Origin of the sequence: Curtobacterium pusillum, from assembly GCF_013359865.1 — a bacterium.
GTDB classification, from domain to species: Bacteria; Actinomycetota; Actinomycetes; order Actinomycetales; family Microbacteriaceae; genus Curtobacterium; species Curtobacterium pusillum.
In genome coordinates this window covers 61,252-84,716 of sequence record NZ_JABMCE010000061.1, presented here as the reverse complement: position 1 = coordinate 84,716, position 23,465 = coordinate 61,252, and the positions used below count along the sequence as shown (strand labels likewise).

General features: G+C 71.3%; 22 protein-coding genes and 1 rRNA gene. 17 read left to right on the top strand and 6 right to left on the bottom strand.

Features of this window, described 5'->3' with window-relative positions:
• Positions 1 to 102: 102 nt before the first annotated feature.
• The 11 genes from rrf (at position 103) to HP507_RS05345 (ending at position 10,470) form a co-directional block, all read left to right on the top strand.
• Positions 103 to 219 (top strand): 5S ribosomal RNA (rrf, locus tag HP507_RS05395).
• Positions 220 to 727: 508 nt separating this feature from the next.
• On the top strand, positions 728 to 1,486 hold the full coding sequence (locus tag HP507_RS05390; RefSeq protein ID WP_175350746.1) for a hypothetical protein: 759 nt from the start codon (positions 728 to 730) through the stop codon (positions 1,484 to 1,486).
• 29 nt (positions 1,487 to 1,515) lie between these two features.
• Positions 1,516 to 2,274: a hypothetical protein gene (locus HP507_RS18335; protein WP_271207280.1), complete on the top strand. Its 759-nt coding sequence runs from the start codon at positions 1,516 to 1,518 to the stop codon at positions 2,272 to 2,274.
• 25 nt (positions 2,275 to 2,299) lie between these two features.
• Positions 2,300 to 3,277, top strand: coding sequence for an HAD-IIA family hydrolase (locus tag HP507_RS05380; RefSeq protein ID WP_175350814.1), 978 nt, complete (start codon positions 2,300 to 2,302; stop codon positions 3,275 to 3,277).
• A 10-nt stretch (positions 3,278 to 3,287) separates the two neighbouring features.
• Positions 3,288 to 3,482, top strand: coding sequence for a hypothetical protein (locus tag HP507_RS05375; RefSeq protein WP_175350745.1), 195 nt, complete (start codon positions 3,288 to 3,290; stop codon positions 3,480 to 3,482).
• Entirely contained in the window at positions 3,475 to 4,308 is an 834-nt protein-coding gene (locus HP507_RS05370) for a TlyA family RNA methyltransferase (protein ID WP_175350813.1), read from the top strand. Before HP507_RS05375 ends, HP507_RS05370 begins: the two co-directional genes overlap by 8 nt.
• The gene (locus HP507_RS05365) at positions 4,305 to 5,234 is read left to right on the top strand and encodes an NAD kinase (protein WP_175350812.1); all 930 of its coding nucleotides are present in this window, start codon (positions 4,305 to 4,307) and stop codon (positions 5,232 to 5,234) included. Before HP507_RS05370 ends, HP507_RS05365 begins: the two co-directional genes overlap by 4 nt.
• A 55-nt stretch (positions 5,235 to 5,289) precedes the next feature.
• Positions 5,290 to 6,984: a DNA repair protein RecN gene (recN, locus tag HP507_RS05360; RefSeq protein ID WP_175350811.1), complete on the top strand. Its 1,695-nt coding sequence runs from the start codon at positions 5,290 to 5,292 to the stop codon at positions 6,982 to 6,984.
• Positions 6,985 to 7,089: 105 nt separating this feature from the next.
• Positions 7,090 to 8,805 carry a CTP synthase gene (locus tag HP507_RS05355; protein WP_271207279.1) on the top strand — a complete coding sequence of 572 codons (1,716 nt, stop codon included), beginning with the start codon at positions 7,090 to 7,092 and terminating at the stop codon, positions 8,803 to 8,805.
• Between the two features lie 90 nt (positions 8,806 to 8,895).
• Positions 8,896 to 9,465, top strand: coding sequence for an NUDIX domain-containing protein (locus tag HP507_RS05350; RefSeq protein WP_175350810.1), 570 nt, complete (start codon positions 8,896 to 8,898; stop codon positions 9,463 to 9,465).
• Positions 9,466 to 9,477: 12 nt separating this feature from the next.
• Positions 9,478 to 10,470, top strand: a complete 993-nt coding sequence (locus HP507_RS05345) for a site-specific tyrosine recombinase XerD (RefSeq protein ID WP_175350824.1) — start codon at positions 9,478 to 9,480, stop codon at positions 10,468 to 10,470.
• Positions 10,471 to 10,480: 10 nt separating this feature from the next.
• Here HP507_RS05345 and HP507_RS05340 read toward each other — a convergent pair whose 3' ends face one another.
• Both HP507_RS05340 and HP507_RS05335 read right to left on the bottom strand, forming a co-directional pair.
• Complete coding sequence (locus tag HP507_RS05340) at positions 10,481 to 10,927, bottom strand: DUF2510 domain-containing protein (protein WP_175350809.1); 447 nt, start codon at positions 10,925 to 10,927, stop codon at positions 10,481 to 10,483.
• A 107-nt stretch (positions 10,928 to 11,034) separates the two neighbouring features.
• Positions 11,035 to 12,066, bottom strand: a complete 1,032-nt coding sequence (locus HP507_RS05335; RefSeq protein ID WP_217508510.1) for an LLM class flavin-dependent oxidoreductase — start codon at positions 12,064 to 12,066, stop codon at positions 11,035 to 11,037.
• 56 nt (positions 12,067 to 12,122) lie between these two features.
• On the opposite strand from HP507_RS05335, the gene HP507_RS05330 reads away from it, so the two are divergent.
• Positions 12,123 to 12,455: a TraR/DksA family transcriptional regulator gene (locus tag HP507_RS05330; protein WP_175350808.1), complete on the top strand. Its 333-nt coding sequence runs from the start codon at positions 12,123 to 12,125 to the stop codon at positions 12,453 to 12,455.
• Positions 12,456 to 12,647: 192 nt separating this feature from the next.
• The gene (locus tag HP507_RS05325; RefSeq protein ID WP_175350807.1) at positions 12,648 to 13,091 is read left to right on the top strand and encodes a TIGR02611 family protein; all 444 of its coding nucleotides are present in this window, start codon (positions 12,648 to 12,650) and stop codon (positions 13,089 to 13,091) included.
• Between the two features lie 12 nt (positions 13,092 to 13,103).
• Here the strand turns inward: HP507_RS05325 and HP507_RS05320 are convergent, their stop codons facing one another.
• Positions 13,104 to 14,360 (bottom strand): MFS transporter, encoded by a 1,257-nt coding sequence (locus HP507_RS05320; RefSeq protein ID WP_175350806.1) that lies wholly within the window; start codon positions 14,358 to 14,360, stop codon positions 13,104 to 13,106.
• 97 nt (positions 14,361 to 14,457) lie between these two features.
• Between HP507_RS05320 and HP507_RS05315 the strand changes: the two genes are divergently transcribed.
• On the top strand, positions 14,458 to 14,883 hold the full coding sequence (locus HP507_RS05315; RefSeq protein WP_175350805.1) for an ArsR/SmtB family transcription factor: 426 nt from the start codon (positions 14,458 to 14,460) through the stop codon (positions 14,881 to 14,883).
• Positions 14,880 to 16,427, top strand: coding sequence for a DUF7059 domain-containing protein (locus tag HP507_RS05310; RefSeq protein WP_271207278.1), 1,548 nt, complete (start codon positions 14,880 to 14,882; stop codon positions 16,425 to 16,427). The genes HP507_RS05315 and HP507_RS05310 overlap by 4 nt, the downstream gene beginning before the upstream one ends.
• A 40-nt stretch (positions 16,428 to 16,467) precedes the next feature.
• On the opposite strand, the gene HP507_RS05305 is transcribed toward HP507_RS05310, so the two are convergent.
• Complete coding sequence (locus HP507_RS05305; protein WP_175350804.1) at positions 16,468 to 17,331, bottom strand: NAD-dependent epimerase/dehydratase family protein; 864 nt, start codon at positions 17,329 to 17,331, stop codon at positions 16,468 to 16,470.
• Between the two features lie 123 nt (positions 17,332 to 17,454).
• Positions 17,455 to 18,045 carry a TetR/AcrR family transcriptional regulator gene (locus HP507_RS05300; protein WP_175350803.1) on the bottom strand — a complete coding sequence of 197 codons (591 nt, stop codon included), beginning with the start codon at positions 18,043 to 18,045 and terminating at the stop codon, positions 17,455 to 17,457.
• A gap of 131 nt (positions 18,046 to 18,176) precedes the next feature.
• Here HP507_RS05300 and HP507_RS05295 point away from each other — a divergent pair, with 131 nt between their 5' ends.
• On the top strand, positions 18,177 to 19,445 hold the full coding sequence (locus tag HP507_RS05295) for an MFS transporter (RefSeq protein ID WP_271207277.1): 1,269 nt from the start codon (positions 18,177 to 18,179) through the stop codon (positions 19,443 to 19,445).
• Between the two features lie 36 nt (positions 19,446 to 19,481).
• Entirely contained in the window at positions 19,482 to 21,965 is a 2,484-nt protein-coding gene (locus HP507_RS05290) for a glycoside hydrolase family 3 protein (RefSeq protein WP_175350802.1), read from the top strand.
• Positions 21,966 to 22,381: 416 nt separating this feature from the next.
• Here the strand turns inward: HP507_RS05290 and HP507_RS05285 are convergent, their stop codons facing one another.
• Entirely contained in the window at positions 22,382 to 23,398 is a 1,017-nt protein-coding gene (locus HP507_RS05285) for an LLM class flavin-dependent oxidoreductase (RefSeq protein ID WP_175350801.1), read from the bottom strand.
• Between the last annotated feature and the right edge of the window lie 67 nt (positions 23,399 to 23,465).

Here is a 23,465-nt window from a genome sequence, read left to right as displayed (position 1 = left end):
CGTCCACTTTGTGGTTCCCGACAGACGATCGGGAACAAGAAACTGAATACCGCGCATGCGCGGAACAGCTTTCGGATTTCCAAGTGATTGGGTCGAAGGTGTTCCGGTGGTCATAGCGAGAGGGAAACGCCCGGTCACATTCCGAACCCGGAAGCTAAGCCTCTCAGCGCCGATGGTACTGCAAGGGGGACCTTGTGGGAGAGTAGGACGCCGCCGGACTTATTTTAGAGAGATGTGGCCATCGGCCCTCCATCGAGAACTCGCAGGGGAGACCCTCGTTCTCGGGAGGCCGGTGGCTACATCTGTTTCTGCCGCACGTCGCTCGACTCGTGTGCCCGTTCGTGATGGACTGGGAACACGAGCACCGGGTGCCTGGTGCGGCGCCAACACAACGACACAGCGGACGATCGCCCGGGTACGAGCTCGGGCACGCAACGAGGAGCAACGGTGGCGAACGACGACGAGCAGCGGCGGAACGACGGCGACCGCGGAGACCGACCTCGCCGGGATGGCGATCGGGCCCCTCGTCGCGACGGCGGGGGCCGCTGGTCGTCCGGACCGCGTGACTTCGAACGTCGCGAGGGAGAGCGCCGTGACGCTCCCCGTCGAGACGGCGACCGGCCGGCTAGCAGTGGCGGACCCGCGCGCGACGGTGGTCGACCCTTCCGGGACGGCGACCGGTCCTTCCGGGATGGTGGACGACGTCCGGCATGGCGCGGCGACCGCGATGACTCGAGTCGTCCGCCCCGTGGGGACGGTCCGCGTCGTGATGGTGACCGTCCGTTCCGTTCCGACCGTCCTGCTCGTGACGGGGATCGTCCGTTCCGCGGTGGGTCGGATCGTCCGCGTCGCGATGGAGACCGTCCTGCCCGTGACGGTGGCCGTCCGTTCGGCGGGGGCGATGACCGTCCGCGTCGCGATGGGGATCGTCCGTTCCGTTCCGACCGTCCTGCCCGGGATGGGGATCGTCCGTTCCGTTCCGACCGTCCTGCCCGGGATCGGGATCGTCCGTTCCGCGGTGGGTCGGATCGTCCGCGTCGCGATGGTGATCGTCCGTTCCGTTCCGACCGTCCCGCCCGTGATGGTGACCGTCCGTTCCGCGGTGGGTCGGATCGTCCGCGTCGTGATGGTGACCGTCCGTTCCGTTCCGACCGTCCTGCCCGCGACGGGGAGCGTTCGTTCCGCGGGGGCGATGACCGTCCGCGTCGCGATGGCGATCGTCCGTTCCGTTCTGACCGTCCTGCTCGTGATGGGGATCGTCCGTTCCGCGGAGGTTCCGACCGTGACCGCGGCGGCCGCGACGACCGCCAGCGCTTCGGCGACGGCAGCCGTCACGCCGGTGCACGCTTCGGCGAGTCCTCGCGCGACGACTGGGAGGACCGCGACCCGTACGGCACCAAGTCGATCCGTCCGCGTCACGAGGACCCGGAGATCCCCGAGGACATCCAGGCCCGTGACCTCGACAAGGTCGCCCGCGCGGAGCTGAAGACGCTCAGCAAGGACAACGCGGACTGGGTGGCCCGCCACCTCGTGGCGGCTGCGCTCCTCGTCGACGAGGACCCCGAGACCGCGAACCAGCACGCACTGAGCGCCGCTCGCCGTGCCGGCCGTGTCGGTGTCGTCCGCGAGACCGCGGCGATCACCGCGTACCGTCTCGGTGACTTCGCGACCGCACTCCGTGAGCTCCGTACCTACCGTCGCATCTCCGGTCGCAACGACCAGCTCCCGATGATGGTGGACTGCGAGCGCGGTCTCGGTCGTCCGGAGCGCGCGCTCGAGCTCGGCCGGTCGGTCGACCGCGCAGCGCTGGACACGGCGGTGCAGGTCGAACTCGCGATCGCGATGTCCGGTGCTCGACTGGACCTCGGGAATCCCACAGCTGCGCTCGGTGAGCTGGAGATTCCACAGCTCGACCCGTCCACGGCCTACACGTGGTCGCCGGCGCTCTACAGTGCTTACGCGGCCACGCTCGAGGAGCTCGGCCGTCAGGACGAGGCCGACGAGTGGTGGGCCCGTGTCGATCGTGCGGCGGCGGCCCTCGCCGAAGTCGCCGACGAGAACGCTTGGGAGACAGTTGATGTGGTCGAGGAAACGCTCGAAGTCGAAGGACACGCTGACGACGAGCTCGACGGCGCCGTCGACGACGAACCCGACGCCGAACTCGGCGACGAGCCCCTCGGGGACGAGCCCGACGACGACGAACCGGCCGGCGACGAGCCCGGCGAGATCGACGACGACAACCCCACCGACGTCGACGGGTCCGCAGCGAGCTGACACCCCGAAGGCCCCGACGGACGGCGTGGACGTCGTCCTCACCGACCTCGACGGCGTCGTGTACCGCGGACGGAACGCGATCCCGCACGCGGTCGAGGCACTGACGCGGGCCTCGCTGAGCGCCCGCGTGGGCTACATCACGAACAACGCCTCACGCCGACCCGTCGACGTCGCGGAACACCTGGAGCGCTACGGGCTCGAGGTGTCCGAGGACGACGTCGTGACCTCGTCCCAGGCCGGCGTCCGGCTGCTCGAGACCCTCGTCCCGGCCGGTTCGACGGTCCTCGTGACCGGCGGCCTCGGGTTGACGAGCATCGTCGAGGCCGCGGGCTTCACCGTGACGAGCAGCGCCGAGGACTCCCCGGCAGCCGTCATCCAGGGCTTCTCGCCGGACCTCGGGTGGACGCACCTGGCCGAGGCGTCGTTCGCCCTCGCGGACCCGGACGTGCCGTGGGTCGCGACGAACATGGACTGGTCGATCCCGGTCGAACGCGGGATCGCGCCCGGCAACGGAACCCTCGTGTCCGCCGTGCACCAGGCAGTGGGCCGGATGCCGGTCGTCGCCGGGAAACCCGAGCGGCCGATCTTCGACGCCGCCCTGGCTCGGTTCGGGGGCGAGCACCCGCTGTTCATCGGTGACCGGCTCGACACCGACATCAAGGGGGCGAACGACGTCGGCATCCCGAGCGTCCTGGTCCTCACCGGCATCGACAAGGCCAAGCAGGTGCTCGCGGCCGACCAGCGCTCGCGTCCCACGTACATCCTCGGCGACCTGCGTGGGCTGTCGGAGCCGTACCCGGTGACCATCCGGCGGGAAGACCCGGACGGCACCCGGTACGCCACGGTCGGCGACGCCACGGTCGCGATGCGCGGCCACGTCGTGCGGGTGCTGGACGACGGTGACGCGCTCGATCTGCTGCGTGCGGGGACGGCGCTCATCTGGGAGTCCGGGCTCGCCATCTACGGTCTCGACGTCGACCCGAAGCTGTACGGCGGCGAGTAGCGTGACGGACGTGCCGAACGACGAGCAGGATCCCGTGCACGACGAGCAGGAGTCGGTGCAGGACGACGAGCGGGCGACCGACGACTTCGACGAGCGCACCGCGGCCGTCGAACGACTCCCGCTGACCGATCGTGCCGACGCGTTCTCCGCCCTGCACGACGAGCTGCGCACCCGGCTCGAGAGCGGCGGCAGCAGGAGTGCCTGACTCGCACGCCGCCGGACAGGAGACCGCGCCCGTCCGTCTGGATGCCCTCCTTGCTGCCCGCGGCCTCGCGAAGTCCCGGACCGCGGCCGCGAAGCTGATCCAGGCGGGCCGAGTGACGGTCGGCGGATCCGCGGTCGTGAAGCCCTCCGCGCCGGTCGCACCGGCCGCGCCGATCCACGTGGACACGGCCGACGAATGGGTGTCCCGTGCGGCGCTGAAGCTCGTGGGTGCACTCGACGCGTTCGGCGTCGACCCGAGGGGCCGCGTGGCGCTCGACGTCGGCGCGAGCACGGGCGGGTTCACCCAGGTGCTGCTGAGCCGCGGAGCCCGTCGCGTCGTGGCGCTCGACGTCGGGCACGGACAGCTGGACCCCGTCGTCGCGCTCGACTCCCGCGTGGCCGTGGTCGAGGGCGTCAACGCGCGGAACCTCACACCGGACGACTTCGCCGCGCTCGACCCGGCCGCGACGGACACGAGCCTCGTGGTCGGGGACCTGTCGTTCATCTCACTCCGGCTGGTCCTGCCGGCGCTCGTCGCGTCGGTGCCCGCGGACGACTTCGTCCTGCTCGTGAAGCCGCAGTTCGAGGTCGGCCGTGGTGGTGTCCGCGAGGGCATCGTGCGTGACCCGGCACTGCGGAACGACGCCCTCATGAACGTGCTCTGGGCGGCCTGGGACCTCGGCCTCGGGACGTCGGGGCTGGCGGCGTCACCGATCGTCGGGACGCACGGCAACCACGAGTACCTGGCGCGCTTCCAGCGGGATGTCGGTACCAATCCGACAGAATGGATCGTCCGGGCGACCGAACTGACGGAAGGGGCGGGATGAGCGACGACCGGCACATCCTCCTGGTGTCCCACACGGGCCGCCGTGACTCGATCGACGCTGCGGTCGAGGTCTGCGACCTGCTGCACGCCGCCGGCCTCGTGCCCGTGATGCCCTTCGACGAGTACGCCGACATCCGACGGGCCGAAGCGTCGGTCGGGGGTCAGGTCGACATCCTCGGGGTGGACGTCCAGGCCGACCAGCTCGAGATCGTCATCGTCCTCGGCGGAGACGGCACCATCCTCCGTGCCGCCGAACTCGTCCGCGGGACCGGCGCCCCGATCGTCGGCGTGAACCTCGGCCACGTCGGGTTCCTCGCCGAGAGCGAGCGCGACGGACTGCGCTCGACGGTCGAGCGCGCGTTGTCCGGCGAGTACCACGTCGAGGAGCGCGTGACCCTGCAGGTGGACGTCGTCGTCGGGCACGAGGTCGTCTACTCGTCCTGGGCGCTGAACGAGGCCACGATCGAGAAGGCCTCCCGGGAGCGCATGCTCGAGGTCGTCACGGAGGTCGACGGGCGCCCCCTGTCGTCATTCGGCTGCGACGGTGTCGTCGTGTCCACGCCGACCGGTTCCACGGCGTACTCGTTCTCCGGCGGCGGTCCGATCGTCTGGCCCGACGTCGATGCCCTCCTCATGGTGCCGTTGAGCGCCCACGCCCTGTTCGCCCGGCCGATCGTGGTCGGGCCGGACTGCACGCTCGCGGTCGAGGTGCTGCGGCGGACGAGCGGCGTCGGAGTGCTGTGGTGCGACGGGCGGCGGACGCACGACCTCCCGCCGGGTGCTCGGGTCGAGGTGCGGCGGTCGCCCGACCCGGTGCGGGTCGCGCGACTCAAGGACGCACCGTTCACCGACCGGCTCGTCGCCAAGTTCCAGCTGCCCGTCGCGGGGTGGCGTGGTCCCCACACGGACGACGAGGACAACCTGTGATCGGTGTGGGTGGGCAGAGCATCCAGGTCTCCGGGCGGATTGACGAGGACAACCTGTGATCGAGGAGATCCAGATCGCCGACCTCGGGGTGATCGGTGAGACGACCCTCGAGCTCGGCCCCGGGTTCACGGTCGTGACCGGCGAGACCGGTGCCGGCAAGACGATGATCGTCACCGCGCTCGGACTCCTGCTCGGTGCGCGTGCGGACGCGGGTTCGGTGCGCCGCGGTGCGCCGAGCGCCGTGGTGGAGGGCCGCTGGCACGTCCCGGAGCACGACGCCGTCGCCGAACGCGTCGAGGACGCCGGCGGCACGGTCGAGGACGGCGAACTCATCCTCACCCGCACCGTCTCGGCCGAGGGGCGCAGCCGTGCCACGGTCGGCGGTCGCAGCGCCCCGGTCGCGGTGCTCGGCGAGCTCGCGGACCAGCTCGTGACGGTGCACGGCCAGTCCGACCAGATCCGGCTGACCTCGGCGACCGCGCAGCGTGCCGCGCTGGACGGCTTCGGGGGTCCGGCGCTCGAGAAGGTCCTCGCGGCCTACGTCTCGGCGTACGACACGTGGCAGCAGCACGCGGGCGAGCTGGAGACCCTGACGCGGGACCGCGACGACCGGGTCGCCGAAGCGGAACGGATCCGTGCGGCGTCGGACGAGATCGAGGCGGCCGACCCGCAGCCGGGCGAGGACACCGAACTCGCCGAGCGTGCGGAGCGGCTCGGCAACCTCGAGGAGCTCCGCCTGTCCGCGGGGCTCGCGCACGAGGCGCTCTCGAGCGAGTCCCTCGACGGCGTGAACGACGTCGTCGGGCTGGTCGAGTCCGCTCGCCGGGCGATCGAGCGCGTCGCGGCCTCGGACGCCGAACTGCAGCCGGTGCTCGAGCAGCTCACGGAGCTCGGCATCCAGGCGACGGAGGCATCGGCGAGCCTGTCGAGCTACCTCGGTTCGCTCGAACCCGATGCGGGCCACGACCTCGAACTCATCAACGAACGACGGGCCCTCCTGGCGGGACTGACGCGCAAGTACGGCGAGACCGTGGACGACGTCATCGCGTACGGGCGGCGTGCGAGCGACCGGCTGCTCGAACTCGACGGCGACGACGACCGCATCGCGGCCCTGCAGCAGGCGGTCGAGCAGGACGAGCGGACGCTCGCGGCCGCCGCCGAAGCCCTGACCGCGGCGCGGACCAAGGCTGCGAAGGACCTCGCGAAGCGTGTGACGGCAGAGCTGAAGTCCCTCGCGATGGCCGGAGCCACCCTCGTGGTCGAGGTCACCGACGCGGGCGAGTACCGCCGCCACGGCCGCGACCAGGTGTCGATCCTCCTCCAGCCGCACTCCGGCACGGACCCGAGGCCGATCGGCAAGGGGGCCTCCGGCGGTGAGCTCTCACGCGTCATGCTCGCGATCGAGGTGGTCATGGCCGGGAGCACGACGGTCCCGACGTTCGTGTTCGACGAGGTCGACGCGGGCGTCGGCGGTGCGGCTGCGATCGAGATCGGCCGACGGCTGGCGAAGCTCGCGGAGCGCACGCAGGTGATCGTCGTCACGCACCTGGCGCAGGTCGCGGCGTTCGCGAACAACCACCTCAACGTCGTGAAGGACGCCAGCGGCGCGGTCACGTCGTCGAGCGTGCGACGGCTCGAGGGTGACGACCGCCTGCAGGAGATGGCGCGTCTGCTCTCCGGTCTGGGCGACAGCGCGAGCGGCATCGAGCACGCGCGCGAACTCCTCGACGTGGCGGGTCGGACGGCCTGACGCGCAGCGCTACCGCCGGACGGAGCACCGGCCGTGCGCCGGGCGCAACGCCCACGGCGAACCGAGGTCGCGCCTCCAGGCAGTTCTGACGTACGATGGAATCCCGTGGCGGACACTCTCAGCGGCGGTACCAATTCTTCGAACGCGACCCCGAAGGTGACGAAGCAGATCTTCGTGACCGGCGGGGTCGTCTCGTCTCTCGGCAAGGGCCTGACGGCGGCGAGCCTCGGCAACCTCCTCACGGCACGCGGCCTCAAGGTCGTCATGCAGAAGCTCGACCCGTACCTCAACGTGGACCCGGGCACCATGAACCCGTTCCAGCACGGTGAGGTCTTCGTGACCGACGACGGTGCGGAGACGGACCTCGACATCGGGCACTACGAGCGCTTCCTCGACATCAACCTGTCGCAGGCCGCGAACGTGACCACCGGCCAGGTGTACTCGACGGTGATCGCGAAGGAGCGCCGCGGCGAGTACCTCGGTGACACGGTCCAGGTCATCCCGCACATCACCGACGAGATCAAGCGGCGGATGCGCGAGCAGTCGGACAACGACCCGCAGCCCGACGTCATCATCACCGAGGTCGGCGGCACCGTCGGTGACATCGAGTCGCAGCCGTTCATCGAGTCGGCGCGCCAGGTGCGGCACGAGCTCGGCCGCAACAACGTGTTCTTCGTGCACGTGTCGCTCGTGCCGTTCATGAACGCCTCGGGTGAGCAGAAGACGAAGCCGACGCAGCACTCGGTCGCGCAGCTCCGCTCGATCGGCATCCAGCCGGACGCGCTCGTCCTGCGCAGCGACCGCCCGGTGTCGGACTCGAACAAGAAGAAGATCGCACTGATGTGCGACGTCGACGAGAACGCCGTCGTGAACGCGGTGGACGTGCCGTCGATCTACGACATCCCGACGATGCTGCACGACCAGGGACTCGACCAGGTCATCATCGACGCCCTCCGCCTCGAGGCCGACGACGTCGACTGGTCGCATTGGGACGGCGTCCTCCGCGCGGTGCACGAGCCGAAGAAGGACGTCACGATCGCCCTGGTCGGCAAGTACATCGACCTGCCCGACGCGTACCTGTCGGTCACCGAGGCGCTCCGAGCGGGCGGCTTCGCGCACAACGCCAAGGTGAAGCTGAAGTGGGTCGTGTCCGACGACTGCACCACGCCCGAGGGCGCTGCGAAGCACCTCGGCGACGTGGACGGCATCTGCATCCCGGGCGGCTTCGGTGTTCGCGGCATCGAGGGCAAGCTCGGCGCGCTGCGCTTCGCGCGTGAGCAGGGCATCCCGACGCTCGGTCTGTGCCTCGGCCTGCAGTGCATGGTCATCGAGTACGCCCGGCACGAGGTCGGCCTCACGGACGCGTCGAGCACCGAGTTCGACCCGGAGACCACGACGCCGGTCATCGCGACCATGGCGGAGCAGGTGGACATCATCGCGGGCGGCGACCTCGGCGGCACGATGCGCCTCGGTCTGTACCCGGCGAAGTTCGACGAGGGGTCCCTCGCGGCCGAGCTGTACGGTGCGCCGGAGGCTTCCGAGCGGCACCGTCACCGCTACGAGGTGAACAACAAGTACCGGCAGCAGATCGCGGACGCGGGCCTGGTCTTCTCGGGGACGTCGCCCGACGGCACCCTGGTCGAGTACGTCGAGCTGCCCCGCGAGGTGCACCCGTTCTACATCGCCACGCAGGCGCACCCGGAGCTCCGGTCGCGTCCGACGAAGGCGCACCCGCTGTTCGCGGGCCTCGTCGAGGCCGCGATCGCCCGGCACGAGGCCTCCAGCCTCTTCGACCCCGAGAACGAGGAGCAGGTCGCGTAAGCGCGAGCCCGCCAGGAACGGACGGGAGGAACGGTGCCAGCTGGCACCGTTCCTCCCGTCCGTCTCCGGGTCGCGTGCTTGGATGGTGACGTGACTGACGCACCGATCGCCGACGAACCCGCCTCCTTCGAGATCACCGACTCCAGGGTCGTCTACGAGGGGGCGGTGTGGGACGTCCGACGGGACACCATCGCGTACCACGACGACTCGATGGTCCGCGAGTACGTCGACCACACGGGCGCCGTCGCCGTCTACGCGGAGGACGACGAGGGTCGCGTGCTCGTCATCCAGCAGTACCGCCACCCGGTTCGGCTGCGCGACTGGGAGCTCCCCGCGGGTCTGCTCGACATGGAGGGCGAGGACCGGCTCACCGCCGCCAAGCGCGAGCTGGCCGAGGAAGCCGACCTCGAGGCGGACACCTGGGAACCCCTCGTGCAGTACAACACGTCGTCCGGTGGCAGCGACGAGTTCATCCAGATCTACCGCGCACGGAACGTCCGCGCCACCGCGTCGGCGTTCGACCGTGAGGGGGAAGAGGCGGACATCGTGACGCGCTGGGTGCCGCGCGCCGAGCTGGTGGAGGCGATCCTCGACGGCCGGCTGCACAACTCCGCCCTCGTCGTGGCGACGCTCGCCGTGGACGCCGCCGAGCGGCGCTAGCCTCATGGGGTGATCCCGCTCGACCGCGCCACGGAGACGTACCTGCGGCACATCGCGATCGAGCGCGGGCTGTCGCAGCACACCCTGTCCGCGTACCGGCGTGACCTCGCGACGTTCGCGGCCTGGCTGGAGACCGTCCCGCCGATCGACTCCGACGGTGCCGACCGGGCCGGGGGATCGGCCGTGCTCGACGACGTCGGACGGATCGCGCGAGCGGACCTCTCCGGGTTCGTGACGCACCTCGCGACACGTCCCTCGGGGCCGCTCTCGCCGAGGTCCGTCGCGCGGATGCTCAGCTCCGTGCGGTCGTTCACCGCGTTCGCCGCGGGAGAGGGGTGGCTGCAGCTGGACCCGGGCGCGTCCGTCCGCCCGCCGAAAGCACCCATGCGCCTGCCGAAGGCGATCTCGGTGCACGACATGGAGCGGTTGCTCGCCGCGGTGTCGGCCGATGGCTCCACCGGTGTCGACGATCCTGTGCAACTGCGGGACAAGGCGTTGCTCGAACTGCTCTACGCCACCGGGGCCCGGATCTCCGAGGCCGTCGGACTGTCGGTGGACGACGTGACGACGCTGTCCGACGCCGACGGAGACCTCTCCGTGGTGAAGGTGACCGGCAAGGGCAACAAGCAGCGCATCGTGCCGCTCGGCAGCTACGCCCGCGCGGCGATCGACGCGTACCTCGTGCGGGCGCGGCCGGTGTTCGCGGCGCGGGGGACCTCGACGCCGGCGCTGTTCCTCGGCGCCCGCGGCGCCCGGCTGTCCCGCCAGAGCGCGTGGCTCGTGATCCAGGCCGCCGCGTCGCGGGCCGACCTCGCCGAGCACGTCTCGCCGCACACGTTCCGGCACTCGTTCGCGACGCACCTGCTCGAGGGCGGGGCGGACGTCCGTGTGGTGCAGGAGCTGCTCGGGCACGCGAGCGTGGCGACGACGCAGATCTACACGATGGTCACGGCCGACATGCTCCGGGACGTGTACCAGACGTCGCACCCGCGGGCCCGGCGGTAGCGCGGTCCGCTCAGAAGAGGTGGAGCTGGGCGGAGGCGGCCACCGCGGCCGTCGCCACCGCGAGGACCAGGGCGCTCGCCGAAGCGCTGCGTGCCAGGACCCGCCAGCCGCCGGTCGCTCCCGGCCACACGACCCCGAGCAGTCCGGCGAGGATCCCGGCCGCACTGCACGCGCCCCACGGGTTCACCACGACCGACACCGCCGCCAGCAGGACGGCGAGCGACGAGGACGCGCTGAACCGGTGCACGGTGGAGCCTCCCGACGACCACGAGTGCGTCCTGATCGCGGCGGGCTGCACGGAGAACGACGGCCCCACGGGTGCGACGACGACCGGCACGACGGGCTCCGTGCGGCTCGGCAGCGCTCGCGTCGCCGCTCCCCAGGCGCGTCCGTCCCACCAGCGCAGGCGGGTGGCGTCCTGCGGATCGGGGAACCAGCCGGCGGCCGGCAGCGTCACGAGAGCTCCTCGGGGTGCGGGGGAAGGTGCTCCTCGACGCTACGGGAGTGCGACGAACCGCCACAGTCCCAGGCCGGGTGTCGGCAGGAAGGGGGACCGGGCTCCGCTCAGGCGGGGACCGGGGCCGCGTCGACCTCGGCGAACACGTCCTTCACCGCGGCGAGCAGCCGCACGTTGAATTCGACGCCGAGCTGGTTCGGCACGGTGACGAGCACGGTGTCCGCCGCACGCACGGCCCTGTCCGCCGCGAGCTCCGCGACGAGGTCCTCCGGCGAGCCGATGTACGAGCGACCGAACCGTGCGAGTCCACCGTCGAGGTGCCCGACCTGGTCCTGCCCCTCGACCTGTGCCCGCACGCCGAAGTAGTGCCGCGATTCGTCGTCGATGATCGGGATGATGCTCCGGCTCACGCTGACGCGAGGGGTGCGCTCCCAGCCCATGTCGTCCCAGGCCGTCCGGAACCGGGCGATCTGCTCGGCCTGCAGCTCGTCGAACGGCACGCCGATGTCCTCGGTCAGCAGGGTCGACGACATGAGGTTCATGCCCTGTTCGGCCGTCCACTCGGCGGTCGCGCGGGTGCCGGCACCCCACCAGATCCGGTCGCCGAGGCCGTCGGACCGCGGGAAGACCGGGAGCGAGCCGACGGCACCGGTCATCTGCGGGTTCGCGTTCGCCATGGGCTCGCCGGCGATCGCGCGCCGGAACACGTCGGTGTGCGCCCGCGCCATGTCGCCGCCGTTCTCGTCCGAGGCGTCCGGCACGTACCCGAACTGCTGGTAACCGGCGAGAGCGGTCTCGGGTGAGCCGCGAGAGACGCCGAGCTGGAGCCGGCCGCCGGAGATCAGGTCGGCCGCCGCGGCCTCCTCGGCCATGTACAGCGGGTTCTCGTACCGCATGTCGATCACGCCGGTGCCGATCTCGATGCGGCTCGTGCGCGCGGCGATCGCGGAGAGCAGCGGGAACGGCGCGGCCTGCTGCGGTGCGAAGTGGTGCACGCGGAAGTACGCTCCGTCCACGCCGGCCTCCTCGGCCCCGACCGCGAGGTCGATCGCCTGCACGAGCGCCTCGCGGCCGCTGCGCACCTTCGACCCCGGCACGTCGCGCCAGTGTCCGAACGACAGGAACCCGATCTTGGTCATGTCGATACGAACGCATCCGCCCGCGTGGCCATTCCGACGCGACTACGGTGGCCGGCATGGACGATCCCCGCTCGGCGCTGCTCGCGGAACGGGCGCGGAACGAGCGACTCCTCGCGGACGTCGAGCGGAGCATGCGCGACGTCAGCGACGCACGGCAGGACGCCAACTCCGACGACGAGCACGATCCGGAGGGGGCGACCCTCGCCTGGGAGCGCGGCTCGCTCGGCGCGGTACGGGACGATGCGCGGCAGCGGATCCGGCAGGTGGATGCCGCGCTCGCGCGGCTCGACGCGGGCACCTACGGACGGTGCGCGGTCGGCGGGGAACCCATCCCGGAGGCCCGCCTCGCCGCCGTCCCGTGGGCCGCGACGTGCGTCGCCCACGCCTGACGCGCCTCCTGGACCGCTCCGCTGACGGACGGGAGGCGCGGGCCGGCGCCGCCACGCGCCTCGCCCCACCGGCACGGCCGGCCCGCCGCTGGCGCGTCGGTCCGGAACCGGCGGCGTGGGCCCTGATCGAACGCACCGCACGTCCACCGCGCGCGCCGCGGATTCCCAGCGGCCCGCCGTACATTTCCGCACATGGAAGGCGACCCGAACGATCGGACCGACGCGGTCGAACGCGCCGAGGCGTCGCGCCGCCGGTTCCAGTGGTTCCACGACCTCCGAGTGTGGATCCACGCTCGGCCGCACGTGCACCTCGTCTACAAGGTCCTGGTCGGGATCGTCGGCGGCCTCGTTGTCGTGATCGGCCTCGTCCTCGTGCCGCTGCCCGGGCCGGGGTGGCTCGTGGTGTTCATCGGGCTGACGGTCCTCGCGAGCGAGTTCCACTTCTTCCACCGGATCATCACGTGGCTCCGGGCCCAGTTGCACCGCTTCTGGGACTGGGTGAAGGCGCACGGTCCGCAGTGGCTGCGGAACGCGGCCGACCGGGGCAAGGCGGACGTCGACGCGGCGCACGCGGACGCGCACCGGGGCGTCGGTGTCCGGGCCCGCGGCACGAAGCGTGCGCGACCCGGACACTGAGCCTGCTGCGCGTCAGTCGGCGTGGACGACCCGGACCGAACCGGTCGCGGTGCGCTCGACGACCTCGGCGGCGGCCTCCTCGACGGACGCGGTCTCCTGGGAGACGAGCTGCAGGACGAGGGCGACGGCCGCGGCGAGGACGATGAACGCGCCGTACCCGGCGATGACCGGCACGAGGCCGATCGAGGGCTCGAGCAGGCCTCCGACCACGGCGGGTGCGCCGAACGCCAGGTAGCTCACGACGTAGATCGTGGACAGGAGTCCCGCGCGGTGGGTCGGTGCGGCGGTGGCGAGCAGCATCCGCAGCGGGGCCTGGAACCCGGCGCCGAAGCCGACTCCGGCGACCGCGCTGCCGACGATCAGGCCGGGCAGCGAGTGCGCCATGACGAACGCGACCGTGACGATCGGCCCGAGCACGAGGGCGACGAGACCGATCAGGACCGCGCGGCGGGTGTCCATCCGCTGGATGGCGAGTCCGGTCAGGGCACCGACGCCGGTGACGACGGCGATGAGTGCGCCGGCGGCGAAGTGGTTCGTGATGCCGAACACCGCGCCGAGCGCCGAGGGAACGAGTGACAGGAACATGCCGCCGAGTGCCCAGCTCGCGATGAGGGAGCCGGCGACGCTGCGGAACAGGCGACGCGAGGACCGGGGCACGCTGATGCGCGGGACGAGGGAGCGGACGGCTCCCGCTCGCGGCGTCACCCGCTCGGGGACGACGACGAGTGCGATCACCATGAGGACGAGCAGCGCGCCGAAGAGGACGTACACGAGCTGTTCCGGCGCTGGCCCCCACTGGACGAGGGCGCCGCTCGACATGGCGCCGGTGGCGAGCGCGATCGGCGGGATGACACCGTTCAGCACCCCCGCGAGGCTCGGGTGCCGCTCGAGGGAGTTGTCGATCAGCGCGGCGCCGAGCGCGCCGATGAGCAGCCCGACCGAGACGCCCTGCACGATGCGGTCGACGATGAGCGCGCCCACGCCGTCCGCGACGGCGAACAGGCCGAGGGACAGGGCGAGGCCGAGCCCGCCGACCACGAGCACGGGCTTGCGGCCGACGTGGTCCGAGAGGCGGCCGGCGACGAGCAGGCTCGCGAGGAGTCCGGCGACGTAGATGGCGAAGACGCCGGTGAGCATGAGCGGCGTGAGGTGCCACTCGGCGGCGTACACGGGGTAGATCGGTGACGGGACCGCCGAGGAGGCGACGGACACGAGGAGCATCGCCGCGAGGATCCAGAACCCGACGACCGAGCGAGCTGACTGCGCCATGGGCACCCTTCCGTTCAGTAGTACGACTGCATTCGTACCGCAGTCTGCAGTACGACGCAAGTCGTACTGTGAAGTGATCGGTGGTAGCGTCCCGTCCATGCCCGCGCCCGTGGATGCTCCCGAACACCTGCCGCAACCGTCCGTGGCGGAGATGGACCTCCCCACCGTGATGGACGCCCTGAGCGACCCCATCCGGCTCGCGATCCTGCACCGCTACCTGGTCGACGCCGCCGGCGGGGTCCGCAGCTGCGGGTGGGTCGGTATCGACCGGCCGAAGTCCACGCTGACGCACCACTTCCGCGTCCTGCGTGAGGCCGGGCTGCTCGAACAGCACCAGGAGGGCCTCACCCGCAGCAGCCGTGTCCGCTTCGACGAGGTGCAGCAGCGGTTCCCGGGCCTGCTCGACCTCGTGTTCGCGTGGGAGGTCCCGGCCGCGCTCATGCGCGCGGACCTGCGCGCGGACGTTCGCGAGGACCTCCGCGCGGACCTGCGCGCGGATCGCAGCGAGGACGTCACGGCGTGAGCACCTCGCACACGCTGCCCACGATCGTCGCCGACCCCGTTGCCACGGGTGCCCTGCGGCAGGACCTGACCGACGCCGGGTTCACCGTCGAGCGGATCGACGCGCTCTGGGGTTCCGAGGCGGCGGCGTCGCTGCACCGCGGCTCACGGGTGGCCGCACTCCGAGCACTCGCCGCCCGGGACACGACCCCGCTCAGCACCCTCGCCACCCTGTTCGTGCTGGGGCTCCCGGTCTCGCCGGACGACGCGACGCGGGCACTCCCGTCCGCCGGTCTCGACGCCGTCGTCGCCGCCGGTCTCGTCCGGGTCGACGGCGAGCGCGTGCAGCCGGCGGTGGACCTCCGCCCCTACGCGTTCGTCGACGACCTCGGCGCCGGCAGCTGGTGGATCGTGTCCGACCTCGGGGAGCTGGCGCTCGGTACGGCCCTCGGCGAGGAGCACGTCCTCGGCATCGGCGGCGCCACCACGACGCTGTCCGGCCTGCAGGTCCCCGTGCCGGTCCGGCGGGTGCTCGACCTCGGCACGGGGTGCGGCATCCAGGCGTTGCACGCCCGACGCTTCGCGGACGAGGTCGTCGCGACCGACATCTCGCGACGCGCGCTCGACATCGCACGCTTCAACGCGCAGCTCAACGGCATCGACGGCATCGAGTTCCGGTTCGGCTCGCTGTTCGAGCCGGTCGCCGGGGAACGCTTCGACCGCATCGTCTCGAACCCGCCCTTCGTCATCACGCCACGTCGCGAGGGCGTCCCGTCGTACGAGTACCGCGACGGCGGCATGGTCGGCGACGCCCTCGTCGAGACGGTCCTGCGGGGGCTCGCGGAGCACCTGGAGCCCGCGGGCACCGCGCAGCTCCTCGGCAACTGGGAGTACCACTGGGGAGCCGACGGGCTCGATCGGGTGCGCGGGTGGTTCGCGAGGACCGACCTCGACGCGTGGGTGATCGAGCGTGAACGACAGGATCCGCCCGGCTACGCCGAGACATGGATCCGAGACGGGGGCACGAAGCCGGGGACCCGCGAGTTCGACCAGCTCGTCGACGCCTGGCTCGACGACTTCGCCTCGCGCCGGGTGACCGGCGTCGGCTTCGGGTACGTCGTGGTCCGGAAGCCCCTGTCGGGAGGCGCGGCGCACCTCCGCCGCTTCGAGCGCGTCCCCGAGATGCTCGGCTCCAACCCCGCGGGCCTCGGCGCGACGGTCGCCCGGGTCCTCGACGCCTCTGCCTGGCTCGGCGCGCTCGACGACACGGCCCTCGCTGCGGCACACCTCCGGGTCGCCGGTGACGTCACCGAGGAGCGCTTCTACTGGCCGGGCAACGACGACCCGACGGTGATGACGCTGGTGCAGGGCGGCGGGTTCGGCCGGCGGGTGGACGCGGACACGGCCCTCGCGGCGTTCGTCGGCGCGTGCGACGGCGAGCTGTCGGCCGCGGCGATCATCGGGGCCATCGCGCAGCTCACGGGCGTCGACGAGCAGGCGCTCACGGCGGACCTGCTGCCGCGCGCCCGTGACCTCGTGCTGGACGGACTCCTGCTGCCGGCCTGAGGTCCGCGCCCGTCCGCGCCCGAAGGGAGGGGAGGGTGGGTCAGGATCGGTGGTTGCGCCACGTGTGCTCGGGGGCGTAGCCGAGGAGCTCGCGGGCCTTCTCCGACGAGAGCAGGGAGCTGACGCCGTCGATGTCCGCGCGGCGCTCGATGTCCGGCACGTACCGCTCGACGAGTTCGATCGTCGGGGTGTCCATGACGGTGTCCGGGCTGGCGATGACGAACGCCTCGAACCCGGTGAGCTCGGCCTCGACGGCCTTCCGCACGGCCTGGGCGCCGTCGCGGGAGTCGATGTACGACCAGAGGTTGAACGTCTTCGCCTCGGGGGAGGCATCCCACGGGAACGCGGGGTAGTCGGTCTCGTCCATCACGTTCGAGAAGCGCAGCCCGATCATCTTCAGCTCGGGGTCCCAGTGCGTGAAGTGGCGGGCCATCTCCTCCTCGACGGCCTTGCCGAGCGAGTACGAGGACTTCGGACGGACGGCGAATTCCTCGTCGACGGGCAGGTACGGCGGGTGGTGCTCACTCATCGGGATGCCGAGCAGGGTCTCGCTCGACGCCCACACGAGGTTCTTGATCCGCGCGGCCCGTGCGGCGTGGAAGACGTTGATCGACGCCGTGACGTTGTTCGTGATGAGGGCGACGTCGGGCACCTGCCCCGGGGCCGGGATGGCGGCGAGGTGCACCACGGCGTCGACGTGGTCGTACCGGTCGTCCACACCGGTGAACGCGCCGAGGACCTGCCCGTAGTCGCCGAGGTCCGTCCGCACGAACTGCACTCGCTCGGGCTTGTCGGGGGAGGGTACGCGGTCGAGCAGGACCACGTCGTACCCGTGCTCGTCGAGGTCGCGCACCACCGCTCGTCCGAGCTTGCCGCTGCCACCGGTCACCACTACACGCGTCATCGCGTCACTCCACATCGTCGTCGGGTCGGTGCCCTCACGGGCAGGTCCATCCTGCCGTGCGGTCGCCGGACGCCACCAGGCACTGGCGGTACCTGTCCGCCGGGCGCTCGCCGCGCCTCCCGGCTAGTCGGACGGGACCGCCTGCGCGATGGCGAGCCGCGCGACCAGCTCGACGTGCTCGGCCATGTCGCGCGTCGGGTCGTAGAGCCACTGGATCTGCATGCCGTCCGAGATCGCGAGCAGCACGCTCGCGAGGTGCTCGGGATCGACGTCGGCGCGGAGTCGGCCGTTCTCCTGCATCTGGCGGAAGTCCGAGGTGAACTCTCGGCGGTTGCGCTCGTAGCGTTCGCGGAAGTACTCGTGCGCAGGGTGCTCCGGGTCGGTCGCGGCGGCCGCGGAGAGGTTCACGAACATCTGCACGAGCCCGGGGACCTCGGTGTTGTGCCGGACGATGGCGGCGAGCAGTGCCGCGGGGTCCGACGCGTGCCAGTCCTGGGCGAGGTCGATCTCGTCGCGCCGCCGGAGGATCTCGACCCAGAGCTCGTCCTTGGAGTCGAAGTAGTGCAGGAGCCCGGCCTGGGTGAGCCCCACCGCGTCGGCGATGTCCTTGATGCTCGTGCGCCGGAAACCCCGCTGCGCGACGAGCTCGAGCGCCGTCGTGAGGATCTCGCCACGCTTCGCGATGCCCTTCGCGTACGAACCCCGACGTGCCATGGCAGGACTGTACCGCTCGGAGACCGCACAGAAAACCTAGCAGTGCTTGGTTTTGATGGTAGGTTGGCAGGAGCCGCCGACGAAGGCGTGCAAGTCGCCGACGCCGGCGGCGTACCCGAAAGAAGGTTCCAGTGGCCAACGACGCCCTGACCGTCCAGGACACCCCCACCGCTGTCGCACCCACGCGCGGTCGAGGCGCACCGCTCATGTACACGATCGGCATGCCGATCGCGATGCTCGGCCTGTACATCGCCCTGCTGCCCCCGGTGCTCGTCGCCATGGCGCTCAAGGTCGCCGAGATCGCGCCGGACGACCAGGCGGGGGTGCTCGGCCTGGCCCTCGGCATCGGCGCGTTCGCGGCGATGGTCGCCAACCCGCTGGCCGGTCGCTTCAGCGATCGGACGGCCGGGAGGCTCGGCATGCGCCGTCCGTGGATCATCGGTGGCACCGTGGTCGGGTTCGCAGCCCTCGTGGTCGTCGCCACGACGTCGTCCACCGTCGTGCTCGTGCTCGGGTGGGGCGTCGCGCAGATCGCGTACAACGCCACGATCGCCGCGCTGACCGCGGTCATGCCGGACCACGTCACGCGGTCGCAGCGCGGTCGGGTCGCGGCGCTGCTCGGGCTCGCGCAGAACCTCGCGCTCGTGGGCGGCACGTTCCTCGTGCAGCTCTTCTCGACGTCCGCGACGCAGATGATCATCCCGGGCGCCATCGGGTCGGCGGTCGTCATCCTCTACGCGCTGGTCTTCCGCGATCGAGTCCTCACGCACCGTCCGACGTCGCGCCTCGGCATCGGGCAGCTCTTCGGGTCGTTCGTGTTCAACCCCGTGAAGCACCCCGACCTCGGCTGGGCCTGGCTCACGCGGTTCATGATGGTCGCCGCGCAGTACACCGCGGTCAGCTACCTCACCTACTTCCTCCGCGACGACATCGGGGTGAACGACTCGAACCTCGCGAACGCGGTCTTCCAGGGCACGCTGTGGAACGTCGTGGGCATCGTCCTGACCTCGCTGGTCGCGGGCTGGCTCTCCGACAAGCTCGGTCGCCGCAAGCTCTTCGTCGCCGTCGCGGGCATCGTCGGCGTCGTCGGCCTCGTGCTCATCGCCGTCGCGCCGTCGCTCGGCACGGTCCTCGTCGGCGAGTTCGTCATGGGTGCCGGCATGGGGGTCTTCTACGCGGTCGACCTCGCGCTGATCACCGACGTCCTGCCCTCGGACGAGGACAACGCGAAGGACCTCGGCGTCGTGAACATCGCGCAGGCCCTGCCGCAGTCGATCGTCCCCGCGGCCGCACCCGGCGTGATCGCGCTGACCGGCGGCTACGGCGGCTTCTTCATCACCGGCGCCGTCGTCGGACTGCTCGGCATCGTCTCGGTGTCCCGCATCCGCGGCGTGCGCTGACCACCTGTTCTGGCTCTGAACGAAAGGACGATCATCGTGACCATCGTGAACGACTCGACCCGCACCTCCAGTCCGCTGACCGAGCGCATCGACGCGCTCCTCGCCCAGCTGACCATCCAGGAGAAGGTGCAGCTGCTCACCGGACGGGACTTCTGGACCACCTGGCCGATCGAGAAGATCGGGCTCCGCCGTATCCTCATGTCGGACGGCCCCTCGGGCGTCCGGGGCGAGGTCTGGGACGAGCGCGACCCCTCGCTCAACCTGCCGTCCGCGACCGCGCTCTCGGCGTCGTGGGACCGCGCGATCGCGAAGCGCTACGGCGCCGCCGCGGCCGTCGAGGCCCGCCGCAAGGGCGTCGACGTCGTGCTCGGCCCGACCATCAACCTGCACCGTTCCCCGCTCGGCGGTCGTCACTTCGAGGCGTTCAGCGAGGACCCGGTGCTCACCGGAGACCTCGCGGCGTCGTACGTCGACGGCGTGCAGGAGAACGGCGTCGCCGCGACCCCGAAGCACTACATCGCGAACGACTACGAGACCGACCGGTTCACGGCGTCGACCGAGGTGTCCGACCGTGCCCTCCGCGAGCTGTACCTGCTCGCGTTCGAGAAGGCCGTCACCGAGGCGCACGCCTGGGCGGTCATGTCGTCGTACAACTCGATCAACGGCGTCACGGCCTCGGAGAACGAGCTGCTCGAGACCCCGCTGAACTCGGAGTGGGGCTTCGACGGCATCGTCGTGTCCGACTGGACGGGCGTCCGCTCGGTCGACTCGGCGAAGGCGTCGCAGGACGTCGCGATGCCCGGGCCGAACCCGTGGTGGAGCGAGGGACCGCTGCTCGCCGCCGTGCAGTCCGGCGACGTGCCGGAGTCGGCGATCGACCGCAAGGTCCGCCGCATCCTCACCCTGGCCGCCCGCGTCGGCGCGCTCGAGGGGATCTCGCCGGCGGTGTCGGAACCCGCGCTCGTCGAGGACGGGACCGCCTTCGTCCGCGAGGCCGAGGCCGAGGGCACGGTCCTCGTGCACAACACCGGCGTGCTGCCGCTCTCCTCGGCGGCTGTGGCTCGGGTCGCCGTGATCGGCCACAACGCCGACCAGGCCCGCACCCAGGGCGGCGGTTCGGCGACGGTCGTGCCGTCCTCGGTCGTCTCGCCGCTCGACGGCATCCGCACCGCGTTCCCCGGCGCGACCGTCGACTACTCGATCGGTGCCGTCGTGCAGGAGGGCATCGCCGAGTTCCCGCTGTCGACCATCACGAACCCGGTGACCGGTGAGCCCGGTGCGCGGGTGGCGTTCGTCCGCGAAGGCACCGAGCTCTTCGTCGAGGACCGACGCGCCACGGCGCTGTTCTGGTTCGGCGGCGATGCCCCGACGCGCGAGGCCGACCGACTCGACATCACCACGACGTACACCGCACCATCGACGGGCACCGTGCGGATCGGCATCGGTGCCGCCGGTCGCTCCCGGATGTGGATCGACGGTGCGCTCGTGCTCGACGAGGACGTGGCGTCCGAGGGCGACCTGCTCGGTGCGGCGTTCCTCAACCCGCCGGCGCGGTCCGTGCCGGTCGAGGTGACCGAGGGCCAGCAGGTCTCGGTCCGCATCGAGCACGACATCGTCCAGGACGAGTCGCTCGGCGGCGTGCTCGCCTACCAGTTCGGCACCGAACCGTCCGACGAGGACCCGTCGGTGCTCATCGACGCCGCGGTGGCAGCCGCGAGCGGAGCGGACGTCGCGGTGGTCGTCGTCGGGACGAACTCGAAGGTCGAGTCCGAGGGGTACGACCGGACGTCGCTCGCGCTGCCCGGTCACCAGGACGAGCTGGTCCGCGCGGTCGCCGCGGTCAACCCGAACACGGTCGTGGTCGTGAACGCCGGGTCGCCGGTGGAGATGCCCTGGCGCAACGACGTGGCCGCGGTGCTCCTCACGTGGTTCGGCGGTCAGGAGTACGGCAACGCGCTCGCCGACGTCCTGACGGGAGCTCGGGAGCCGGGTGGCCGCCTGCCCACCACCTGGCCGGCCGCGATGTCGGACGTCCCCGTCCTCGACGTCACGCCGGTCGACGGTCTCGTGCGGTACGACGAGGGCGTGCACATCGGCTACCGGGCCTGGCTCCGCGCGGGTACCGAGCCGGCGTACCCGTTCGGACACGGCCTCGGCTACACGACCTGGAGGATCGGCGGTGTCACGGCGACGCCGACCGTGCGCGAGGGCGACGCCGTGATCGTCACCGCGACCGTGGCGAACACCGGATCGCGTCCGGGCAAGCACGTCGTGCAGGTGTACGCGTCGCGAGGGTCCTCCGCGGTCGACCGCCCGGTGCGCTGGCTCGTCGGGTTCGCCCCCGTGCGGCTCGGCGTCGGCGAGTCCACCGAGGTCTCCGTCGAGGTCCCGGCCCGGGCGTTCGCGCACTGGGACGGCGGGCAGGACGGTGCGTGGGCGTACGAGCCCGGCACGTTCACGCTCCACGTGGGTGCCTCGGTGACGGACGAATCGGGTGCCGTGACCGTCGAACTGGTGTGAAGTCGTCCGGTTTCCGCGCTTCGGAGACGTTCATTCAGTAACATCTCCCTGCGCCAGGCGGCTGGTTACCGTCGGCGCGCGCACCGAGAACGGGGTCGCCATGCGTGCGACACGGTCTCCTGATCCGACCGACGGAGCCCTGGTGGCCCCGGTGCGTCCAGAATGCGTCCCCGCCTCCGAGCGGGGACGCATTCGCTCTTCCGGGGCGCGGCGATCGTTCGACGTCTTCCCGCCCTGGATGACGGCTGATTGATCGTCATTTTCCAGGTCCACTATCCGCAGGTCCGAGTGACAAACCGTGCGGTAGGTGGAACGATGGGTTCACCATCCCGTGCGGATCAGGGACGAGATGGTCATCCGGCCGGGCTCCCGAGGGCCTCACCATCCTCGATGCGAGCCCGCCGGATGCCCTGGCGTCAGGCCTGTCGCACCGCGGGAGCGACCTGCTCGGCGATGATGCGCAGGATCCGCTCGTGTGCGGCCGCGTCGCCGTTGGCCGGCAGGGTGACCACGAGTTCGTCCGCCGCGCGCACGGCGGGGTCGGCGAGCAGTGCGTCGACGATCGCCGACGGCTCGCCGGACAAGACCTTGCTGAAGCGGAACGGTGGCGTGCCCGAGAGCGGGCGCCCCTCGTCGTCCATCCCGCTCGCGTAGCCCGTGAGGAACTCCTCGTGCACCGCGCGGTCGTGCTCGTCGAGCAGCGGGACGACGATCCGCCCGACCGCGACCTTCGGGGTGCGGTCCGGGTGCAGTTCCGCGAAGCGTGCACGGTACGCGGCGATCTGCTCCGCCTGCGCCTCGGCGAACGGCGCACCCGTGTCCTCGGTGTTGAGCGTCGAGCAGTGCAGCAACAGCCCCTTCTCGGCCGTGCGGACCGCGGTGCCCATGCTGCCGCCGCCCCACCAGACGCGACCGCGGAGGCCCGGACTGAGTGGCTGCAGGGTGAGGTCCGCACCGGCCGGGATGCTCTCGTAGCCCTTGCCGGCGCTGCCGAGCGGTTCCCCCTGCAGCACCTCGAGGAGCCGTGCGGCTCGCGCCTCGGCCTCGTCGCGGAAGCTCCGGTCCGAACCGCCGAACACCGGGTCGAGGATCGGACCGTAGCCGGCGATCCCCGTGCTGATGCCGAGCTGCACCCGTCCGCCGCTCAGCAGGTCGACGGTGCTGGCGTCCTCGGCGAGCCGGACCGGGTCCTCGTACCGCATGCCGAGCACGGCGGTGCCGAACCCGATCGTGCTGGTGCGCTGCGCGGCGGCCGCGAAGAAGGTCATCGGACTCGTGAGGAACGGTTCGAAGTGGCGACCCCGCACCCAGCCGGTGCCGTAGCCGAGGGACTCGGCGGTCTCGAAGAGGCGGAGGCCGTCCTCGAGCGCGGCAGCCGCGCCGGCGGTGCCGCCGTGGTTCGGGACGAAGGAGAGGAAGCCGAGTTCGCGCACGACGCGAGTCTATGCGCGCGTATCGAGGCGCGCCCTGGTGGCGAGTGGAGGACAGCCTGGAGGCGCG